20 protein-coding genes and 1 tRNA gene are annotated in these 18,941 nt (G+C 65.4%); 13 read left to right on the top strand and 8 right to left on the bottom strand.

Annotated elements, in window-relative coordinates; all coding sequences use genetic code 11:
* On the top strand, positions 1 to 1,035 hold the full coding sequence (metX, locus tag CXR29_RS09090) for a homoserine O-acetyltransferase MetX (protein WP_127364367.1): 1,035 nt from the start codon (positions 1 to 3) through the stop codon (positions 1,033 to 1,035).
* Between the two features lie 132 nt (positions 1,036 to 1,167).
* On the opposite strand, the gene CXR29_RS09085 is transcribed toward metX, so the two are convergent.
* Both CXR29_RS09085 and CXR29_RS09080 read right to left on the bottom strand, forming a co-directional pair.
* The gene (locus tag CXR29_RS09085; protein WP_127364366.1) at positions 1,168 to 3,207 is read right to left on the bottom strand and encodes an acyl-CoA dehydrogenase family protein; all 2,040 of its coding nucleotides are present in this window, start codon (positions 3,205 to 3,207) and stop codon (positions 1,168 to 1,170) included.
* Positions 3,204 to 3,614, bottom strand: coding sequence for a TetR/AcrR family transcriptional regulator (locus tag CXR29_RS09080; protein ID WP_206516198.1), 411 nt, complete (start codon positions 3,612 to 3,614; stop codon positions 3,204 to 3,206). The genes CXR29_RS09085 and CXR29_RS09080 overlap by 4 nt, the downstream gene beginning before the upstream one ends.
* A gap of 145 nt (positions 3,615 to 3,759) precedes the next feature.
* Between CXR29_RS09080 and CXR29_RS09075 the strand changes: the two genes are divergently transcribed.
* Positions 3,760 to 5,061, top strand: a complete 1,302-nt coding sequence (locus CXR29_RS09075) for an ISL3 family transposase (RefSeq protein ID WP_009881950.1) — start codon at positions 3,760 to 3,762, stop codon at positions 5,059 to 5,061.
* Here the strand turns inward: CXR29_RS09075 and CXR29_RS09070 are convergent.
* Positions 5,039 to 5,245 carry a hypothetical protein gene (locus tag CXR29_RS09070; RefSeq protein WP_241241391.1) on the bottom strand — a complete coding sequence of 69 codons (207 nt, stop codon included), beginning with the start codon at positions 5,243 to 5,245 and terminating at the stop codon, positions 5,039 to 5,041. The genes CXR29_RS09075 and CXR29_RS09070 overlap by 23 nt on opposite strands.
* Positions 5,246 to 5,303: 58 nt before the next feature.
* On the opposite strand from CXR29_RS09070, the gene CXR29_RS09065 reads away from it, so the two are divergent.
* From CXR29_RS09065 to CXR29_RS09045, 5 genes are all read left to right on the top strand, one after another.
* Positions 5,304 to 6,593, top strand: a complete 1,290-nt coding sequence (locus tag CXR29_RS09065) for an acetyl-CoA C-acetyltransferase (RefSeq protein ID WP_101555998.1) — start codon at positions 5,304 to 5,306, stop codon at positions 6,591 to 6,593.
* Positions 6,590 to 7,942, top strand: a complete 1,353-nt coding sequence (locus CXR29_RS09060; protein ID WP_127364365.1) for a 3-oxoacyl-ACP reductase — start codon at positions 6,590 to 6,592, stop codon at positions 7,940 to 7,942. Before CXR29_RS09065 ends, CXR29_RS09060 begins: the two co-directional genes overlap by 4 nt.
* A complete protein-coding gene (locus CXR29_RS09055) occupies positions 7,939 to 8,790 on the top strand; it encodes a MaoC family dehydratase (protein WP_127364364.1) in 852 nt (283 codons plus the stop codon). Before CXR29_RS09060 ends, CXR29_RS09055 begins: the two co-directional genes overlap by 4 nt.
* 84 nt (positions 8,791 to 8,874) lie before the next feature.
* Positions 8,875 to 8,962: transfer RNA gene (locus CXR29_RS09050), tRNA-Leu, on the top strand.
* Positions 8,963 to 9,265: 303 nt separating this feature from the next.
* Positions 9,266 to 10,573, top strand: a complete 1,308-nt coding sequence (locus CXR29_RS09045) for a M20/M25/M40 family metallo-hydrolase (RefSeq protein WP_127364363.1) — start codon at positions 9,266 to 9,268, stop codon at positions 10,571 to 10,573.
* Here CXR29_RS09045 and CXR29_RS09040 read toward each other — a convergent pair.
* Together CXR29_RS09040 and CXR29_RS09035 are read right to left on the bottom strand one after the other, a co-directional pair.
* Positions 10,527 to 11,606: a DMT family transporter gene (locus CXR29_RS09040; protein WP_241241390.1), complete on the bottom strand. Its 1,080-nt coding sequence runs from the start codon at positions 11,604 to 11,606 to the stop codon at positions 10,527 to 10,529. The genes CXR29_RS09045 and CXR29_RS09040 overlap by 47 nt on opposite strands.
* Before the next feature lie 4 nt (positions 11,607 to 11,610).
* The gene (locus CXR29_RS09035; RefSeq protein WP_051505184.1) at positions 11,611 to 11,793 is read right to left on the bottom strand and encodes a DUF5703 family protein; all 183 of its coding nucleotides are present in this window, start codon (positions 11,791 to 11,793) and stop codon (positions 11,611 to 11,613) included.
* Between the two features lie 58 nt (positions 11,794 to 11,851).
* Between CXR29_RS09035 and CXR29_RS09030 the strand changes: the two genes are divergently transcribed.
* Positions 11,852 to 12,565: a histidine phosphatase family protein gene (locus CXR29_RS09030; RefSeq protein WP_127364362.1), complete on the top strand. Its 714-nt coding sequence runs from the start codon at positions 11,852 to 11,854 to the stop codon at positions 12,563 to 12,565.
* Between the two features lie 79 nt (positions 12,566 to 12,644).
* On the opposite strand, the gene CXR29_RS09025 is transcribed toward CXR29_RS09030, so the two are convergent.
* A complete protein-coding gene (locus tag CXR29_RS09025; protein WP_127364361.1) occupies positions 12,645 to 13,481 on the bottom strand; it encodes an undecaprenyl-diphosphate phosphatase in 837 nt (278 codons plus the stop codon).
* A 69-nt stretch (positions 13,482 to 13,550) separates the two neighbouring features.
* Between CXR29_RS09025 and CXR29_RS09020 the strand changes: the two genes are divergently transcribed.
* Positions 13,551 to 14,465, top strand: a complete 915-nt coding sequence (locus tag CXR29_RS09020; protein WP_127364360.1) for an aldo/keto reductase — start codon at positions 13,551 to 13,553, stop codon at positions 14,463 to 14,465.
* An 80-nt stretch (positions 14,466 to 14,545) separates the two neighbouring features.
* Complete coding sequence (locus CXR29_RS09015; protein WP_101556005.1) at positions 14,546 to 14,905, top strand: hypothetical protein; 360 nt, start codon at positions 14,546 to 14,548, stop codon at positions 14,903 to 14,905.
* 107 nt (positions 14,906 to 15,012) lie between these two features.
* On the opposite strand, the gene CXR29_RS09010 is transcribed toward CXR29_RS09015, so the two are convergent.
* Positions 15,013 to 15,273, bottom strand: a complete 261-nt coding sequence (locus CXR29_RS09010) for a hypothetical protein (RefSeq protein ID WP_025778383.1) — start codon at positions 15,271 to 15,273, stop codon at positions 15,013 to 15,015.
* A 57-nt stretch (positions 15,274 to 15,330) separates the two neighbouring features.
* On the opposite strand from CXR29_RS09010, the gene CXR29_RS09005 reads away from it, so the two are divergent.
* From CXR29_RS09005 to mshC, 3 genes are read left to right on the top strand one after another with little or no spacing between them, the layout of a single operon-like run.
* Complete coding sequence (locus CXR29_RS09005) at positions 15,331 to 15,894, top strand: DUF3090 family protein (protein WP_101555186.1); 564 nt, start codon at positions 15,331 to 15,333, stop codon at positions 15,892 to 15,894.
* A 6-nt stretch (positions 15,895 to 15,900) separates the two neighbouring features.
* Positions 15,901 to 16,713 (top strand): SCO1664 family protein, encoded by an 813-nt coding sequence (locus CXR29_RS09000; protein ID WP_101555187.1) that lies wholly within the window; start codon positions 15,901 to 15,903, stop codon positions 16,711 to 16,713.
* Positions 16,714 to 16,773: 60 nt separating this feature from the next.
* A complete protein-coding gene (gene mshC, locus CXR29_RS08995; RefSeq protein ID WP_025778380.1) occupies positions 16,774 to 18,033 on the top strand; it encodes a cysteine--1-D-myo-inosityl 2-amino-2-deoxy-alpha-D-glucopyranoside ligase in 1,260 nt (419 codons plus the stop codon).
* A 56-nt stretch (positions 18,034 to 18,089) separates the two neighbouring features.
* On the opposite strand, the gene CXR29_RS08990 is transcribed toward mshC, so the two are convergent.
* Entirely contained in the window at positions 18,090 to 18,920 is an 831-nt protein-coding gene (locus CXR29_RS08990) for a proteasome assembly chaperone family protein (protein WP_101555188.1), read from the bottom strand.
* Positions 18,921 to 18,941 lie beyond the last annotated feature (21 nt).

Raw genomic sequence — 18,941 nt, 5'->3', positions numbered from 1 at the left:
ATGACCACCCAGAGCACCTCCGTCGAAAGGATCCTGGGCTTCGGAACGGACTCGGGGCACACCTTCGGCACGGTCGAGATCGCCTATGAGACCTTCGGCACCCTCAACGCCGACCGGTCCAATGCGATCCTCATCGAACACGCTCTGACCGGCGACACCCGCGTCACCGAATGGTGGGCGGGTGTCGTCGGGCCCGGGGAGGCCGTGGACACCGACAAGTACTTCGTGGTGTGCGCGAACTCCCTCGGGGGCTGCTCGGGCACGACCGGGCCGCAGTCGACCTATGATGACGGCCTGGCCTACGGCTCCCGATTCCCTCGGGTCTCGATCCGCGATATGGCACGCCTGGAGCACAACCTCGCTCAGATCCTCGGCATCGACTCCTGGGTCGCCGTCATCGGCGGATCCATGGGAGGTGCCAGAGCGCTGGAGTTCGCTCTGCTGGACAAGCGGAAGGTCCGCAAATGTGCGGTCATCGCCGCACCGGCCTTCTGCGAAGCCGATCAGATCGCCTGGGCGATGATGCAGGAGCGTGCGATCGAACTTGACGCCGACTACTACTCCGGAGACTATTCGGCCGTCGGCAGCTTCCCTGGTCATGGTCTCGGACTGGCCCGGCAGATCGCGCACCTGACGTATCGCAACGATGCCGACCTCAATGAACGCTTCTCCCGTCGGCTGCGTTCGGAGGACTACTACGAGGTGACCTCGTACCTGGATCATCAGGCCAAGAAGCTCACCGCACGGTTCGATCCGCACAGCTATATCGTGCTCACACGTGCCCTGCGCGACCATGATGTGCGCCGAGGTCGCTCCTCCGACCTCACGGTCGCACTGGCCGACGCCTGCACCGACAACCTCGTGGTCTCCGTGTCCTCGGATCGGCTGTTCCCGCCGGAACAGGTGGGCATCCTCGCCGAGGCGCTGCCGGGGAGAGTGCGACACCACATCATCGACTCCCCGGTCGGCCACGACGGGTTCCTCACCGAGACAGAGAAGATCTCCGCGGTGCTCGCCGACTTCCTCGCCGACTGAGACCGTCGGGGCTGGCTGGCGGCGGGCACCGTCGCTGCCAGCCAGCGACCCGAATCTCCCCAAGCACCAGAAGACCCCCGCAGACCGTTCGCTGCGGGGGTCTTCTGGTGTGCCCGGATCACGGGCCTGCGGTCACCGTGCGGCGGCCTTCGCTTTCTTCTTCGCGGCCTTGCGCAGCTGCTTCTCGTCGATTGGGAAGTCCTGGCGAGCTCGCGCCCGGCGGTAGTAGTCGGCGGCCTCGGCCTGACGCTCGGCTTCGACACCGGAGGCGATGGTGGCCCGACGGTGGACATCCGAGTAGCCGAATGCCGAGACGAGGTCGAGGGCGTTGGCCGCGAGCTTCTGGCACAGACGGTTCAGCGTCTCGTTGATCTGGCGTGCACGCGACATCGGCAGGCGACCGTACATGAGGTGCCAGGCCATATGCTTCTCGATCAGTCCGAGACCGTAGGTGTCACGCAGACGACGGAAGGCCTTGGCCTGATCGGCGTCGGTCTGCTCCTTCATCTTCTCGTCCAGCGCCTTCCACTTCTCGAGCTCGACATAGGCGCGTGCCATCTCGATGAGCTCATGCTGGTGGACGTTGAACAGATCGGCCGCCTGCGCGGCCGGCATCTTCGTCGCAGGCCGCAGCGCCTGAGCGACTCCGGCGACCATGACCTCCAGACGCGTTTCGAGCAGGGTCCGCTGCAGGCGTCCCGACCTGATCCGCTTGTCGCCGAGGTTCGGGGTCAGCGCATCCGAGATCGCCCGTCCGGCATTGGCCAGACCGGTGCGGTAGAGCGTATGTTCGGCGGCCTGGGTGCCGATGAAGCGGGCGGCTCCGCCGACGTCGAGGTTCGCGAAGTCCTTGGCATAGTCGCCGAGGAGGCGCTTGGCCACGAGCTGCAGCAGCACCGTATTGTCGCCTTCGAAGGTGACGTAGACGTCGAGGTCGGCGCGCAGCCCCACGAGGCGGTTCTCCGCCATGAATCCGGCACCGCCGCAGGCCTCACGGCATTCCTGGATGACGTCGAGCGCCATCCAGGTCGAGTCGGCCTTGAACGCAGCCGCCCGGGTCTCGAGCAGAGCCCGGTTCTCGTCGGAGTCATCGGCTCCGGCGAAGACCTCTTCGAAGGAGGTCAGCAGCTTCTCGTGCGCGAACGCCGAGGCATAGACGGCGGCGAGGGCCGGCATGAGGCGACGCTGATGCTGGCCGTAGTCGAGCAGAGTCGTCTCGGCGAAGTCGTCGCCGGCCGTGAACTGCTTGCGTTCGAGACCGTAGCGCACGGCGATGTCGAGGGCGATCTTCGATGCGACCACGGAGGCGCCGTCGAGCGAGACCCGGCCCTGGACCAGGGTGCCGAGCATCGTGAAGAAGCGGCGTCCCGGCGATTCGATGGGGGAGGAGTACGTGCCGTCGGCGGTGACGTCTCCATAGCGATTGAGCAGGTTGGTGCGTGGGATCCGCACGGAGTCGAAGGCGAGGCGACCATTGTCGACTCCCTTGAGCCCGCCCTTGTAGCCGTCGTCTTCGATCGAGACTCCCGGCATCGGATCACCGGCCTCGTCGCGGACGGGCACGAAGAAGGCATGCACCCCGTGCTTGACACCCTGGGTGATCAGCTGCGCGAAGACGACGGCGGCCCTGGCATCGCGGGCGGCGTTGCCGATGTACTCCTTCGTTGCGGCCCGGAAGGGGGTCTCGATGACGAACTCTTCGGTTGCCTCATCGTAGGTGGCGGTGGTCGCCACGTTCGCCACATCGGAGCCGTGCCCGATCTCCGTCATCGCGAACGAACCCAGCAGCCGGCCGGACTGAGCGTCGAGCAGCCATTTCTGATGCTGCTCCTTATTCCCGAGGTGGAGGATCGCGCCGCCGAAGAGTCCGAACTGGACGCCGGCCTTGATCTGGAGGCTGGGGTTTGCGGTCACGGTCTCTTCGAACCCGGCGACGTTCGTGGCGTGTTCGTTCTTTCCGCCCATCTCCGGTGACAGCCCTGTCATCGGCAGTCCGGTCTCGGCCATCATCATGACCCCATCGAGGGTCTTCGCCCGTGCGGTGTCGAGATCATCGGCCGGATCGTCATGGGTCGACGACGCTTCGGCCAGGGTCCGCCCGAGTCGGCGAGCTTCTGCCCACTGTCCGTCGAGGACGTCGTTGATGGCTTTCGGGTCAAGAGACAGCTTCATTGTTCTACTCCTCGTTGTTCGGGCAGGGTTGCCCAGAGCCAATGGGTGATGGTGGTGGCGAATTCCTCGGGCCGGTCCGGTCGGGACAGCCACGTCTCAGTGGCGGCGCGCACGAAACCGATCGCTCCGGCCGACCACAGCCGAGCCTGCTCCCCGCTCAGGCCGAGGCGTTCGGCCAGCTGCCCGGCAACGGAATTGAAGAAACCACCGGTCTCCTCGGGCGCGAACCGGTTGACCGCGGTGTCGCAGAAGCGATACACGTTCGGAGAATTCGCGGCGAGCGTGACGAATGCGCGGATCATCGCGGCCAGGGACTCCTGCGCCGCGGCTGAGCCCTCGCCCTTCGCCGAGGAGGCCGCGGCCTCATCGAGAGACCGGACGATGACGCCCATCGCCCATTCGCCCATGGCCGCCTGCAGACCTGCCCGGTCGGTGAAGTATCGGGGCTCTTCGCAGTTGAGGGTGTAGAACCGGTGCGCGTCGCTACACAGAAATAGGTCGAGGCCTTTCGAAGATGGAATTTCCTAGACAAACCATCCGAAAGACCTCGACGTGCACCACCTTACGTTCTCCACCCCTGACCTCACCACGTTCTGCCACCTCGACACACTCGGCCTGCACTGCACGGGCCAACACGTCACCGATTCAGAAACAGTTCTCCTGTGCACCCCAACCACTGACGATGAGTGGTGCCACCGATGCGGCGGACATGGCCGGCCCCGCGATACTGTGACCCGGAAATTGGCTCACGAACCCTTCGGGCACCGTCCCACCACCCTGCTCATCCGACTCCGTCGCTACAAGTGCGAACTCTGTGGGCGCGTGTGGCGCCATGACACCGACCAAGCAGCCCCAGCCAGGGCCAAGATCTCGCGCACCGGACTCGCATGGGCTTTGAAAGCACTCGTTGTCGATCACGCCACGATCTCCGTCATCGCGGCCAAGCTCGCTGTATCCTGGCACACCGCTAATGACGCGATCCTGGCCGAAGGACATCGGGCTCTCATCGACGATCCTTCCCGGTTCGATAACGTGAGCGTCATCGGCGTCGACGAACATGTCTGGCGGCACACCAGACGGGGTGACAAGTACGTGACCGTGATCATCGATCTCACCCCGATCCGCGATCAGACAGGACCAGCGAGATTGCTGGACATGGTTGAGGGACGATCGAAGGCCGTGTTCAAATCGTGGCTGGCCCGGCAGTCGAAGGCCTTCCGCGATGGAATCGAGGTCGTGGCGATGGATGGGTTCACCGGGTTCAAGACCGCTGCTGTCGAAGAGCTGCCGGCCGCGGTGGAAGTGATGGATCCCTTCCATGTCGTCAAGCTCGCCGGGGACAGTCTGGACGAGGTCCGCAGGCGTGTTCAGCAGGAAACGACCGGGCACCGCGGGAAGAAGGGCGACCCGTTGTATCAGGCCCGGCGGACTCTGCACACCGGGTGTCAGTTACTCACCGAGCGGCAGCAGCAACGGATCGTCGCTCTCTTTGCTGATGAGAATCATGCTGATGTGGAGGTGACCTGGAGCGTGTTCCAAGACATCATCACCGCCTACCGCAACCCGGACCGAACCGCGGGGAAGAAGTCGCTGCAGTCGATCATCGACTCCATCTCGTCCGGGGTGCCTGCTGGTCTTGTTGAGCTGCGCCGGCTGGGGCGGACGTTGAAGAAGCGGGCTATGGATGTGTTGGCGTATTTCGATCGGCCGGGGACGTCGAACGGTCCGACGGAAGCATTGAACGGCAGGCTGGAACACCTACGTGGATCGGCGCTGGGGTTCCGGAACCTCACCCACTACATCGCCCGAAGCTTGCTCGAGACGGGAGGATTCAGACCCCGATTACACCCCTAACTGCGAAGAGCCAGTATCGGTAGAGCACCGACTTCGACGTCCCGGTCGCGTCCGAAATCTGCTCCATCGACATATCGTCGCCGTACTCCTCGACGACGAGCCGCACGGAACGCAGAAGTTCGCGACGACGCTCATTGCGATGCTTCTGCCATCTCGTCGAGCGACCGTCTGTGATCGATTTCATGTAACCGACAGTATCAGGTACTGTCGGTATCGGCTAAATCAACCACTCGGAGGTGCACATGTCCGCTCCCAACAACCGCGCCGTCATCCTCGGCGGCAATCGAATTCCCTTCGCCCGCTCGAACAAGCAGTACGCGAAGGCCACGAACCTCGATATGCTCACCTCGACCATCGACGGGCTCGTTGCCCGCTTCGGACTGGCCGGAGAGAACATCGGCGAGGTCGCCGGAGGTGCAGTCCTCAAGCATTCGAAGGACTTCAACCTCACCCGGGAAGCCGTGCTCGGCTCCGCCCTGGCGCCGACGACGCCCGCCTTCGATCTTGGTCAGGCCTGCGCCACCGGCCTCGAAGCCGTGGTCAGCCTCAACAACAAGATCAACGCCGGGCAGATCGAATCCGGAATCGCCTCGGGCGTGGATTCGACGTCCGACGCTCCGATCGTCATCAACGATTCAATGCGCGAGATCCTCCTCGAGCTCACCCGTGCGAAGACGATGGTGCAGAAGGCGAAGATCGCCTCCCAGATCCGCCCCGCCTACCTTGCACCGCAGGCTCCGAGCACGGGCGAACCGCGCACGGGCTTGAGCATGGGCGAGCACCAGGCGATCACCACCGCCGCCTGGGGCATCAGCCGGCAGGCTCAGGACGAACTCGCCGTGGCCTCCCACAAAAACCTCGCCGCGGCATGGGAATCCGGTTTCTTCGATGACCTCACCACCCCGTACCTCGGGGTCAGCCGCGATACGAACATGCGTGCCGACTCGACCGTGGAATCCCTGGCGAAGCTCAACCCCGTCTTCGGCAGGAAGCTCGCCGCCGAGGCGACCATGACCGCCGGCAACTCGACTCCGCTGACCGACGGCGCGTCCTCGGTGCTGCTGGGCAGTGAGGACTGGGCCGCCGAACACGGATTCACCCCGTTGGCGCGCCTTGTCGATGCCGAAGCAGCCGCCGTCGATTTCGTCGACGGCGACGAAGGTCTGCTCATGGCCCCCGCCTACGCAGTTCCGCGGCTGCTGGCCCGCAACGGGCTGACCTTCGACGACTTCGATGTCTTCGAGATCCACGAAGCATTCGCCTCCACTGTGCTCTCGCACCTGGCCGCCTGGGAATCCGAAGAGTTCTGCAAGGACAAGGCCGGACTCGATGCGGCACTGGGCACCATCGACCGCGACAAGCTCAACCCGCTGGGCTCGAGCCTGGCCGCAGGTCACCCCTTCGCCGCCACCGGCGGGCGGATCATCGCCAGCACCGCCAAGCACCTGAAGACCACCGGCAAGAAGCGCTCCCTGGTCTCGATCTGCGCCGCAGGCGGACAGGGACTCACTGCGATTGTGGAGGCAGCATGAAAGACACCTATCTCTCCCTCGTCAACGGACCGCTGAAGCAGGTGGCCAAAACCCTCGGCCTGCCGCAGCCGGTGGAACTCAACCGCTTCGGCTCCACCCCGGCGTCCTATGAGAACAAGCCGGTCCTCGTCCTCGGCACCGGTCCGGGAGCCCAGGGGCTGGCCGATCAGCTGCTGGAGAACGGACTCGAGGTCCGCCGCAACGCCCAGACCGGGGAGAAGCTGCGGGCCGTCATCGCCGTCCTCGACGACGCGCAGTCCCCAGCCGACCTGTCACCGGTCGTCCTCGAGATCGGCGCCGCCCTGCGTTCACTGGCCGCCTGTGGTCGAGTGATCACAATCTCGACGGCACCGGATGCGCAGAGCCAGACACCGGAGCAGGCCGCCACCGCCCAGGGCATCACCGGCTTCACCCGGTCGGTCGCCCATGAGATGCGCGCCGGCGCGACCGCCAACGGAATCCTCCTCGACGGCGTCGACCTCACCGCGCCCTCGGTGACAGCGGCGCTGTGGTTCCTGCTCTCCGGCAAATCCGCCTATGTCTCCGGTCAGTTCCTCACGGTGTCGTCGGACGCCGGGCAGCGGCTGAGCCTAGACGAATTCATGTCCACCGGTGACGCCGGCCCGCTGGCCGGACGCACCGCCGTGGTCACCGGTGCCGCACGCGGAATCGGAGCCGCGATCGCCGAGAACCTCGCCCGCGACGGCGCCTACGTCATCGGCGTGGACATGCCGCAGGCCGGGCAGGCGCTGGCGCAGGTGATGAACCGGATCGGCGGCAAGTCGCTGCAGCTCGACATCACCGCAGCCGATGCCCCGGACAAGATCACCGAGGCGCTCGGGGCACCCGTGGACATCCTCGTCCACAACGCCGGCATCACCCGCGACAAGATGCTGGCGAACATGGACGCGGCCAAATGGGATTCGGTCATCGCCGTCAACATCGCCGCGCAGACGATGATCAATGCGCGCCTCTCGGAGAAGGGACTCTTCGCCGACGGCGCCCAGGTCGTCTCCCTGGCCTCGACCTCGGGAATCGCGGGCAACCGCGGCCAGACGAACTACGCGACTTCGAAGGCCGGAGTCATCGGACTCACGGCCGCCTCGGCGGAGGACTTCGGCGCCCGCGGGGGAGCGATCAACGCGGTGGCGCCCGGGTTCATCGAAACGGATATGACCGCGAAGATGCCCACCCTCACACGCCAGGTCGCGCGCCGGCTCTCCAGCCTGCAGCAGGGCGGTCAGCCGGTCGACGTGGCCGAAGCCATCGGCTTCCTCGCCTCCAGCGGTGCCCGCGGCATCAACGGGCAGACCCTGCGCGTCTGCGGTCAGAACATGGTGGGTGCATGATGGCGGATTCGATGCTTCCCGTCTACGCCCGTGCCCTGCTCAAGACGCTGCCGGTGGGACCGCGCACCGGTCCGGAGCTGCCGGACCATGCGATCGATCGCAGCATTCCGCTCGAATCGGTCGCCTATGCGGGCTTCGCCCATGTCGTCGGTTACGGCTTGAGCGATATCGTCCACCCCGGCTATCTGCACATCCTCGGCTTCCCGCTGAGCATGCAGCTGCTGGCCGACCCCGAAGTGCCGCTGCCGATGATGGGGATGGTCCACATCCACAACCGCGTCGACATGCATTCGCAGGCCCGCCTCGGCGAGGTCGTGGATTTCCACCTCGAGCTGGCCGGTCCCTTCGAGCACACGAAGGGCACGACGATCGAGGTTCGGCTCGAGGCGGAGGTCGACGGTCGTCCCGTGATGGACGAGGTGTCCACGTACCTGGCCAAGGGGCGCAAGCTCTCCGGAGCCAAGCCGAAGGCACAGGTTCCGCACCTCGAGTTCACGGCGCCGCAGCCCAGTGCCCTGTGGCGTCTGGATCCGATCATCGGTCAGCGCTATGCGAAGGTCTCCGGTGACTACAACCCGATCCACCTCAACGGTCTGGCCGCGAAGGGATTCGGATTTCCGCGGCAGATCGCCCATGGGATGTACAGCGCCTCCCGGGCGTTCTCGGCGATGGATCCGCGGCTCGAGTCCTACCGCTGGGATGTGTCCTTTGCGAAGCCGATCCTGCTGCCCGGCACGGTCGGCTATGCGCTGACCGAAGGGCGTCGTCACGAGGCTGCGCAGTCGGCCGTCTTCGACCTGAAGAACGGCAAACCGCACGTCCTCTCGCGGGTGGCACACCTCGACTGATGGCGTGATAAGTGCAGTGCGTCACAAAAGCCGATTTCGATTTTGCGACACCGTTTCGCGCATGTAGAGTTATCTCTGTTGCCAGCGCGAGTGGCGGAATTGGTAGACGCGCTAGCTTGAGGTGCTAGTGCCCAACTTATCGGGCGTGGGGGTTCAAGTCCCCCTTCGCGCACAACGAGGAGACGGCCTCCGGATTTCGATCCGGAGGCCGTTTTCGCATCCAGGAGTCGGTGCCGTCCGCGGCACAGGGGCTTCCGGCTTCCACGGGTCGAAAGTTCATACGCCCTGATCGAGATCACCGCGTATGAATTTCGAACCCGCGGGTACGGGGCGCAGGCCGAAATGTGTGTGCTGGCTGATCCGCTGGTGCACACCGTGTGGTCGGTCAGCAACGCCCGCCGGTGGGATACGGTGGTGGTTGTCAGGCCGATCACAGCACCGCCGCGTGATCGAACCACCATCGAGGGGAGCCCCCGTGTTTGATTTCAGCGCCGCAGAGGACGAAGTCACCGAACTGTGCCGTCAGCTCATCCGCATCGATACCCAGAACTGGGGCGGAAACAAGGCGAACCCGGAGCTGCCGGCGGCCGAACTCATCGCGTCCTGGCTCGCCGAGGTGGACCTGAAGTCCGAAATCGTCGAATCGTCGCGGGGAAGGGCCAACCTCGTCGCCCGTGTGAAAGGCTCCGACCCGAATGCTCCGGCACTCGTCGTCCACGGTCACACGGACGTCGTTCCGGCCGCAGCCGAGGACTGGAGCGTCGACCCCTTCGAAGGTGTCATCAAGGACGGGCTTCTGTGGGGCCGCGGTGCGGTGGACATGAAGGACATGGACGCGATGATCGTCGCCTCCGTCCGTGCCATGCTGGCCCAAGGGCTCACCCCTCGTCGGGACCTCGTGATCGCCTTCTTCGCCGACGAGGAGGCCGGAGGCAATTACGGCGCCCGCCATATGGTGCGCAATCGTCCCGAGCTGTTCTCCGGAGCCACCGAGGCGATCTCGGAGGTCGGAGGCTACTCCGTGGATGTCCGTGGGCAGCGCGTCTACCTCATCCAGACCGCCGAGAAGGGCTTGGCCTGGCTCAACCTCGTCGCCCACGGCACAGCCGGACACGGATCCCAGCGCAATGACGACAACCCGGTCACGCGTCTTGCCGCAGCGATCACCCGGATCGGCAACCACCCGTGGCCCCAGGAGATCCCCCTGGCCACGCGGAAGCTGCTCGAGGGCGTCTCCGAGCTCACGGGAATCGAATTCACGGCAGAGACGATCCCGCAGCTGCTCGCCGAACTCGGTTCGGTCGAGAAGTTCGTGGCACCGACCCTGCAGAACACCTCCAACCCGTCGTTCCTCGACGCCGGTTACAAACACAACGTCATTCCCGGTACCGCGACCGCTTATGTCGACTGCCGCACTCTGCCGGGCCAGCACGAGGACGTCATGCTCACAATCAAGGAACTCGCGGGAGAGGGCATCGACATCTCCGCCGAGGATGAGGGCGAGGCCCTCGAATCGCCGTTCGACACCCCGCTGGTTGAGCAGATGCGCAAGAGCCTCCTCGCCGATGATCCGAGTGCGAACGTCCTGCCCTACACTCTCTCCGGTGGCACGGACAACAAGTCGATGGCCGAACTCGGCATCACCGGCTACGGTTTCGCCCCGCTCCAGCTCACCGGCGACCTCGACTTCCCGGCCATGTTCCACTGCGTCGACGAGAGGGTGCCGATCTCGGCGCTCAAGTTCGGGACGCGGGTCCTCGGCGATTTCCTGATGAAGGCCTGACCGCTGACGACGGCCTGACCGCTGACGACGGCCTGGCCCCTGATGAAGGCCTGACCGCTGACGACGGCCTGGCCCCTGATGAAGGCCTGACCGGCACCGGCAGAATCGTCACGACGATCCCGATGAGCACTCCGACGGCGCTGACCACCGTGATCAGTGTGACCTCGGAGCCGGGAATCGGCAGCAGCGCATCGAGTACCAGTGCCCCGACCAGGTTGCCGAAGAGCGCGAACAGGCTGAGCAGCAGCACGCCCAGCCTGGCCACGGTCACCGTGGTCAGAGCGATGAAGACCACGCCGAAGGCCCCGCCGAGGAGGATCCACCACTGATCCGGTGCGGTCGGGAATCCGCGCCAGGCAACGCCGGTCATGAGCAGGACGACCGTGCCGATGACGAGCGCTGCGAAGCCGACGGTGAAGTTCACCGTGGTCGCGACCACCGCCGATTCGGTGGCGGCGCGGATATGGCCGTTGAAGGCCTGCTGCACACTGGTCAGCGCACCGGAGACGAACGGAAGCAGGGGAGTCCACAGCGGTATGCCCGACTGCAGGCGGTCGCCGGCGGCGAAGGCCAGGGACGCGAGCACGATGAGCACGCCGAGGATGCGCAGCACATTCAGGCGCTGTCGCCCTCCCGGCGGCAGCTCGGTGGAATCGACGATGAGTCCGCCGGTGACCTGACCGGAGACGAAGGCCATCGTGAACATCGCCACTCCCATCAGGGGAATGGTCGTGGCCTGCGCGATGACGACGAGTCCGCCGCTCAGGCCCCCGAGGAGCATCCACCACGGAAGACTGCGGTCACGCAGCAGTCCGACGAGGCGGCGGGCGGAGGTTCGAGAGCGGGCCGAGACAGCCAAGGCGATGCCGACGCAGAGGAGTCCGACGAGGAACGAGATGAGTGCGGCGAAGACGGCGTGGCCGAGCACCAGACCGAGCAGCCCGTTCGCCCGACCCTGCAGGGACATCGCCGCACCCGCAGCGATCGTGACGAGGCCGGCGGTGAGGACGGGGACGAGGGACGGAGACCTCAACCGATCAGCTGCTGACCGCCAGCGGCATGATCTTGCGGCGCAGCCACACGGTGCGGACTCCGCCGACGGAGATGCGGGTGCGGGCGAGCTCCCACTGTCCGTATTCCGCCTGGTCGTTGAGTTCCTGCAGGCTGACCGACCGCGGCACATCCCTGGAGAACGAGACCTTCCGGAACTCGTAGGTCATACGTGGACGCTGACGTTTCATAGCCTCACCCTAGACGATCTGGGCTAATCTTGACGGTATGCCCGTCATCGTTCTGCTGCGGCACGGCCTCTCCAGCGCCAACGTCTCCGGAATCCTGGCCGGACGCGCGCCCGGCGTGTCCCTCACCGAGGAGGGAACCCGAGCGCTGCGGGCCAACCTCGAGCTGCTGCCGCACCGGCACTTCGCCCAGCTTCTGCATTCGCCCCTGCAGCGCTGCGAACAGACCGCGACCATCGCGGCGGAGGCAGCCCGGTTCGAGCGCATCGATGCCGACGATGCCGTCATCGAACTCGACTACGGCGAGTGGACGGGCCGATCGCTCACAGAGTTGGGGGAGGAGCCCCTGTGGGCGACCGTGGTGAAGACGGCCTCGCAGGCCAGGTTCCCCGGAGGGGAATCCATCACCGAGGCGGCCGAGCGTGCGACGGCCCGCGTCCGTGACCTCGTGGCTCAGCTGCGCGAAGAGGAGCGTGCCGATGCGGAACTCGAATCCGCCGCGGATTCCGGAACGGACGCGGGGAAGTCGGCGCCGCCTCGGTGGGCGATGATCGTCTCCCATGGAGACATCATCACGGCGATCATCGCCGACGCCCTGGGGATGCCGCTGGACGACTTCCAACGGCTGAGCGTGGCTCCCGGGTCGTTCACGGTCATCGACTTCTCCGGTGACAAGCCGGTGCTCGCCGCGATGTCGGTGACAGCCGCCGGACTCGCCCAGTCGGCCGCCGTCGGCGGCGGCGGAATGCGCTGATCCCGGCACTCGTGGGCGAATGCCGGGATCAGATGATGCTGGAGTGTCGGACCGTCAGCCCGAAATGAAATGCGCGGGCTCAGATCGCTGCGAGGACTCCCGTGCCGAGCAGGATGTAGAGGACGATGCCCAGGGCCACGCGGTACCAGACGAAGATGGCGAACGACTTCGTCTCCACATACTTGAGGAACCAGTGGATGACGACGAGGCCGAGAGCGAACGAAATCACTGTGGCCAGCATCGTCGGTCCCCAGCCGAGCACCATGGCCTCACTGCGACCAAGCGTCTGCGCCACGCCGTAGAGGCCTGAGCCGACGACGGCGGGAATGGCGAGCAGGAACGAATAACGCGCGGCGGAAGGACGATCGAAGCCCATGAAACGGCCGGCCATGATCGTCCCTCCCGAGCGTGACACGCCGGGAATGACGGCGAGCGCCTGGGCCAAGCCGAACAGGATGCCCTGACCCCAGTTCATATCCTCGAGGGTGCGTTCGCGTTTCCCCGCCCAGTCGGCGATGCCGATGATGAGGCCGAAGACGATGAGCATCGTGGCCGTGATCCACAGGCTGCGCAGAGCACCCTCGATGTAGTCCTGGAAGAGCAGACCGATGATGACGATGGGGATCGAACCGACGATGATGAGCCAACCCAGGCGCACCTCGGGGTCCTGGCGGTCATGCTTGCCGACGAGTGCCTTGCACCATTTCGAGATGATAGTGACGATATCGCGCCAGAAGTAGACGACGACGGCCGCCTCGGTGCCGATCTGGATGATGGCGGTGAAGAACGCGCCCGGATCGGACCCCGGGAGCATGAGCTCGCCGACGATGCGCACATGCGCCGACGACGAGATCGGGAGGAACTCCGTGAGTGCCTGAACGATTCCGAGCACGGCGGCGACCAGCCAGTCGTACATACGACTCCTTGAGATTATGAGGTGGGAACGAAACCACGGTAGTCGCAGCATCAGGTAACCTCAAGAAGCATGAAGCACCAACGCCTCGGCACCACCGGTCTGGAAATCAGCGATGTGGGTCTCGGGACCTTCGAGTGGGGGCACCGGGTCGATGACCAAGTCGCCCAGCTCCTCGTCGATAGCTACAACGACGCAGGTGGCAACCTCATCGAGCTGCCCAGCTCGGCCACAGCCTCCGCAGAGGTGCTCGGGCGGCTGAGACTTCCCGAAGAGATTCTGCTGCTGTCCCGCGTGGGCGTGTCCATGAGTGATCCCGACCACATCGAGGTCGGGCTCGGGCGCTCGAGAATCCTCAGCCAGGTCGACTCGCTCCTGAACACGGTGGGACGCGATCACCTCGACGTGCTCGTCCTCGACGTCTTCGATGCCGAAGTCGGCCGAGCCGAGACCGCCTCGGCCGTTGAGACGCTGCTCACGCTGGGGAAGATCCGTTACGTCGGGGTGTCCCACCACACCGGGTGGCAGCTGGCGGAGATGCGCGGAGCCGGGATTCCGATCGCCTGCGCCGTCGCCGAATACTCGCTGCTCAACCGCGAGGCCGAAGCGGAGCTCATGCCCGCCGCCGACTATGCGGGAGTCTCAGTCATCGCCGGAGCGGGACTGGGCCGCGGAGTGCTCACCGACAAATACCGGAACGCGACTCCGCAGGATTCGCGCCTGGCGGGGGAGCTGAGCGAATACGCCGGTGCCTACCTCGACGAACGCTCGAACCGTGTTCTGGCCGGCGTCCGTCGCGCCGCGACCGCGCTGGGCGTGTCGACAGTCGACATCGCGTTGGCCTTCAATCGCCAGCACGGAATCGCGAGCACCCTGGTCTCGCCCCGCACTCCGGCACAGCTGGCCGAGGTCACCGGCAGCGAGGTCGAACTGGCCGATGAGATCGCCGAGGTGCTCGACCAGATCTCATGGAGCCCGTCTGCCTAGAGCGAATTTCAGAGTGGGGGACAGGTTGCATGATGAGGCGGACGACAGAAGTGACTCCTCCCCGGGCGAATGATCGACCGTTGAACATCGCCGCGCTGCTTTTCGGAACTGCGGCAGTAGTGGCCTGGTTCGCAGGGGCCGTGTTCGAGGTTCTCAACGGACTGTCCGGTCTCGCGGCCACGTCGGAGAACGGACCTCCCTTTGATGACCGGTACTGGCTGCCAGGTCTCGTGCTCACGAGCGTCGTGCCATTCGCGATTGGCGGCCTTGCGTTCGTACTCGGCCTCATCGGCAGACGCCGCGCTCTGCAAGTTGCAGGTGCCTCGAGGATGGCCACGGCCGCGGTGGCGATGGGCGCGATCTCGTCAAGCCTCGGCCTGCTCGGGATTCTCATTGACGTCTATACGGGACAATTCGACAATGCGCTCTCGCTGCTCTGATCGCCTTCACGGGTGTCGCAGGCGGGGCATGTGCCGTCACGGCAACAAGGCGCACTCGTGCCACGCTTTTACGGAAACCTCCGCGAAGTGGTCAGCGCACGAAGCGCTCAGTCGTCCTCGTCGTCATCGTCGAGGAGGAACTCGTCATCGTCCTTGGCATCCTCGACGTCATCGAAGAGCTCGAACGGGGTGACTTCGTCGAACGCGGTGTAGATCGCGTCTTCGTAGATTTCGAAGGCATCGGCCAAAGCCATATAAGCGGCTTCGACTCGGGGGTCTTGGTCACCGTTGCGGTGTGCGGATGCAGCGTAGTGCTCTCTCACTGCTTCGAGGAATGCGTCCAGGGCCTCACGAGGATCAGTGCTCATGACTCAAATGTATCCCAGGCCGGACCGACATGTAAGTCTTTGAACTAGGCTGAAGACATGGCAGCTCTGTACGACCACCCCACACCCGATCGTTTCGTCGTCGGCACAATCGGACTTCCCGGCGAGAGGACGTTCCTCCTCCAAGCGAAGTCCGGCACCGCGCTCACGACGGTGGTCGTCGAGAAGGAACAGGTCGAGATCCTCTCCGACCGGATCACCGAACTGCTCGACATGGTGATGATCAAGGACCCGGCCGCTCGGGTGCCGCAGACGGCGCTCGACGATCTCATCGACAACGCGGGACTCAACGTTCCCATCGAACCGGAGTTCCGTGTCGGCACGATGAGCCTGGGCTGGGATACCGTCAAACACGAACTCGTCATCGAGTGCTTCGAACTCACCGAGGCGGACGCCCAGGCCGGAACCTCTGCCGACCCCGATGACGACGAGGTCGAACGAGAGGTCCTGCGCATCGTCCTCGACGCCGCCGCCGCCCGCGAGTTCGCCCGGCGCGGCGAACAGGTCATCAGTGCCGGACGCGGAGACTGCCCGTTCTGCTCCCTCCCGCTCGAACCCGACGGCCACCTGTGCCCCCGGGCCAACGGGATCCCGCGCGCCTGATCGGTGATGGACCACGGGTTTGTCCTCGACGCACTGGCTGCGGGGGAGTGGACGGAGATGGGCGCGATCCCACGCGCCAGCAATGACACCCGGCTGCTCGTGCTCGAACACGCGGGCCGGGCGATCAAGGCCGTCTACAAACCGATCTCCGGCGAACGGCCCCTGATCGACTTCCCGGAGCAGACCCTGGCTCTGCGCGAGGTCGCTGCCTACCGGCTGTCGTCCGCGCTCGATCTGGGAGTGGTCCCGCCGACGGTGCTGCGCGACGATCTGCCGGCCGGCCGCGGATCCCTGCAGGCCTACGTCGAAGCCTCTGACGATGACGAAGCGGTGACCCTGTCGACGGTCAGCGCGATCCCCGTCGACCACACCCCGATCTTCGCCCTGCGCACCGAAGACGGCCGCGACCTCGTGCTCTCCCACTCCGTCGACGGTGCCCTGCGCACCATCGCCTTCTTCGACCTGCTGGCCAACAACGCCGACCGCAAAGCCGGCCATGTCATCACCGGCAGCACGCTGCCGAGCACCGCCGCGTCCGACATCGGCGTCTTCGGCATCGACAACGGGCTGACCTTCCACCGGGAGGAGAAGCTGCGCACCGTGCTGTGGGGTTTCTCTCGCACCTCGTTCTGCGCCGAAGAGATCGATGCTCTGCAGGAAGTCGCCGCCATGGGCGAAACGCTGCGGACGCAGCTGAACGACTGCCTGTCGGCCGACGAGATCCAGGCCCTGGAAGACCGGGCGAACCGGCTTCTCGCCGCCGAGTTCTTCCCCGAAGCACCTGACGATCGCACCGTCATTCCCTGGCCGCCGATCTGAAAGCGGTATCACGTCAACCCGGAAGTGCCGAACGCCTGCCTCTCGGTTAGGCTGGGTGCCGTGAAGTCATGGCCCGAACCTCAACTGCCCCGTCTGACCAGCACCGGCAAGGTGCCCACGGTGTTCGATACGAGCACCCGCAGCCCGCGCCGACTGCGCGGATCCGAGCAGACCGCTCGACTCTACGTCTGCGGCATCACCCCCTACGATGCGACGCACCTCGGGCACGCCGCCACCTATGTGGCCTTCGATCTGCTCAACCGGATCTGGCGCGACGCGGGCCTCGAGGTCGACTACGCCCAGAACACCACTGATGTCGACGACCCTCTGCTGGAGCGCGCCGACGCCACGGGAGCCGACTGGCGCGAACTCGCTGCCTCCCAGATCCAGCTCTTCCGTGAAGACATGGAAGCCCTGCGGGTGATCCCGCCGGCCAGCTTCATCGGCGTCGTCGAATCCGTCGACGAGATCGCCGCCGGAGTCCGCGACCTCGTGGACAGGGGAGCCGCCTACACCCTCGACAACGGTGACGTCTACTATCGGGTGTCGACACAGATCACTCCGCCGTTCGGCACCGTCAGCCATGATGATGCCGAGACCATGGCCGCACTGTCGGCCGAACGCGGCGGAGACCCCGAGACCCCGGGCAAAGAGGATCCCATCGACCCGCTGCTGTGGAGGGCCGAACGCGAAGGCGAACCGTCCTGGGACGGCGGAGCACTGGGCCGGGGACGTCCGGGTTGGCATATCGAATGCACAGTCATCGCCGATCGGTACCTCGGCTTCCCCGTCGATGTGCAGGGAGGCGGCAGCGACCTCATCTTCCCGCACCACGAGATGAGCGCCGCCCACGCCTCGGCTTGGCGGGACACGCCGATGGCGAAGACCTATATGCACACCGGGATGGTCGGCCTCGACGGCGAGAAGATGAGCAAGTCCAAGGGCAACCTCGTCCTCGTCTCGAAGCTGCGTGAACGCGGAGTCGACCCCATGGCCATCCGCACCGTGATCCTGTCCAACCACTATCGCAGCGACTGGAGCTTCACCGACGAGCAGCTGTCCATCGCCGAGGCGCGCCTGCGATCATGGAGGCATGCGGCTAAATGCGAATCCGAATGTCGCCAGGGTCTGCGCGAGCACATCATCGGTCTGCTGCGGGAAGCACTCACCGATGACCTCGACAGCCCGCGGGCTCTGGGGATCCTCGACGAATGGGCCGAACACTATGCGGACTCCGAACCCTCGGAGACCGCGGCGCTCAGCGGAGACCGCGTCGCCGACGCCGTCGATGCCCTCCTGGGCATCCGCCTGCTGGACTGATATCACTCGACCGACATCGCTCGGCCCTCACCGCCTGACCGCCGAATGAGCGTGGTTCACTTATCGCGGCCGCGTTTGCGCAGATAGCGTTCGAACTCGGCCGCGATGGCGTCTCCGCTGGCCTCCGGCAGGTCCGCCGAATCGTTCTGCTTCTCCAACGCCTTGACGAGCTCTGCCAGCCGCGGGTTGAAGGAGACGAGTTCGTCGGCACCGAGTTCCCAGGCCCGGCTCTCCTCCTCGAGCACATGGATGTCGATCTCGATGCCGACATAGCGTTCGACCGCCTTCGCCAGGGCGAGCTCGGCCTTCGGCGACGGAGACTCTGCGAGATAGTCCGGCACGCCCACCCACAGGTTGATCGCCCTGATTCCGCGCCAGCGGCAGGCGACTGCGAGAAGTCCGAGAATGCCGATGGGCCCCTCATAGCCGTTGACGTCGATGCCGAGCCCGGACGCGAGCTCAGCGTCCTCCGTGTTGGCCACGACTGGCAGGGGCCGCGTATGCGGAACCTCGGCATGGAGCCCACCGAGGAGGACGACGGTATCGTCGTCACCGACGTGCGCGAGAATGAGGGTGAGGAACTCCCGCCATTTCAGCCCCGGTTCGTGCCCCTGGATGACCGTGATCGGCAACTCGCCGAGGCGGCCCCGATGCACCGCGACACCCGGCCAGGCGATCGACGCCGTTCCGGCCTCATCGCGGATGATCTCGGGTTCGGAGAAACGGAATTCGTAGAACCCATCGGTGTCGAGGATTTCGGAATCGTCCAGGTGCCAGACCTCGATGAGATCCTTGGCCAGCGAACTCGCCGCTTCGGAAGCATCGGCATCCTGACCTTCGAAGGCGATGAAGACGAGTGCCCCGGACCCGGATGGAAGAATACTCATGGTTCCAGACTACGCTGGGCC

It is taken from the genome of Brevibacterium linens (assembly GCF_003999335.1).
In the GTDB taxonomy this organism is placed as follows: domain Bacteria; phylum Actinomycetota; class Actinomycetes; order Actinomycetales; family Brevibacteriaceae; genus Brevibacterium; species Brevibacterium linens.
The sequence above is the reverse complement of the archived record's forward strand: the minus strand, read 5'-3'. Positions and strand labels throughout refer to the sequence as shown.

Excerpts from the sequence above, each read along its gene's own strand:
- metX (WP_127364367.1), top strand. The coding sequence starts at position 1 with ATGACCACCCAGAGCACCTCCGTCGAAAGGATCCTGGGCTTCGGAACG.
- CXR29_RS09085 (WP_127364366.1), bottom strand. The coding sequence starts at position 3,207 with ATGAAGCTGTCTCTTGACCCGAAAGCCATCAACGACGTCCTCGACGGA.
- CXR29_RS09080 (WP_206516198.1), bottom strand. The coding sequence starts at position 3,614 with ATGGGCGAATGGGCGATGGGCGTCATCGTCCGGTCTCTCGATGAGGCC.
- CXR29_RS09070 (WP_241241391.1), bottom strand. The coding sequence starts at position 5,245 with ATGAAATCGATCACAGACGGTCGCTCGACGAGATGGCAGAAGCATCGC.
- CXR29_RS09065 (WP_101555998.1), top strand. The coding sequence starts at position 5,304 with ATGTCCGCTCCCAACAACCGCGCCGTCATCCTCGGCGGCAATCGAATT.
- CXR29_RS09060 (WP_127364365.1), top strand. The coding sequence starts at position 6,590 with ATGAAAGACACCTATCTCTCCCTCGTCAACGGACCGCTGAAGCAGGTG.
- CXR29_RS09055 (WP_127364364.1), top strand. The coding sequence starts at position 7,939 with ATGATGGCGGATTCGATGCTTCCCGTCTACGCCCGTGCCCTGCTCAAG.
- CXR29_RS09035 (WP_051505184.1), bottom strand. The coding sequence starts at position 11,793 with ATGACCTACGAGTTCCGGAAGGTCTCGTTCTCCAGGGATGTGCCGCGG.
- CXR29_RS09030 (WP_127364362.1), top strand. The coding sequence starts at position 11,852 with ATGCCCGTCATCGTTCTGCTGCGGCACGGCCTCTCCAGCGCCAACGTC.
- CXR29_RS09025 (WP_127364361.1), bottom strand. The coding sequence starts at position 13,481 with ATGTACGACTGGCTGGTCGCCGCCGTGCTCGGAATCGTTCAGGCACTC.
- CXR29_RS09020 (WP_127364360.1), top strand. The coding sequence starts at position 13,551 with ATGAAGCACCAACGCCTCGGCACCACCGGTCTGGAAATCAGCGATGTG.
- CXR29_RS09010 (WP_025778383.1), bottom strand. The coding sequence starts at position 15,273 with ATGAGCACTGATCCTCGTGAGGCCCTGGACGCATTCCTCGAAGCAGTG.
- CXR29_RS09005 (WP_101555186.1), top strand. The coding sequence starts at position 15,331 with ATGGCAGCTCTGTACGACCACCCCACACCCGATCGTTTCGTCGTCGGC.
- CXR29_RS09000 (WP_101555187.1), top strand. The coding sequence starts at position 15,901 with ATGGACCACGGGTTTGTCCTCGACGCACTGGCTGCGGGGGAGTGGACG.
- CXR29_RS08990 (WP_101555188.1), bottom strand. The coding sequence starts at position 18,920 with ATGAGTATTCTTCCATCCGGGTCCGGGGCACTCGTCTTCATCGCCTTC.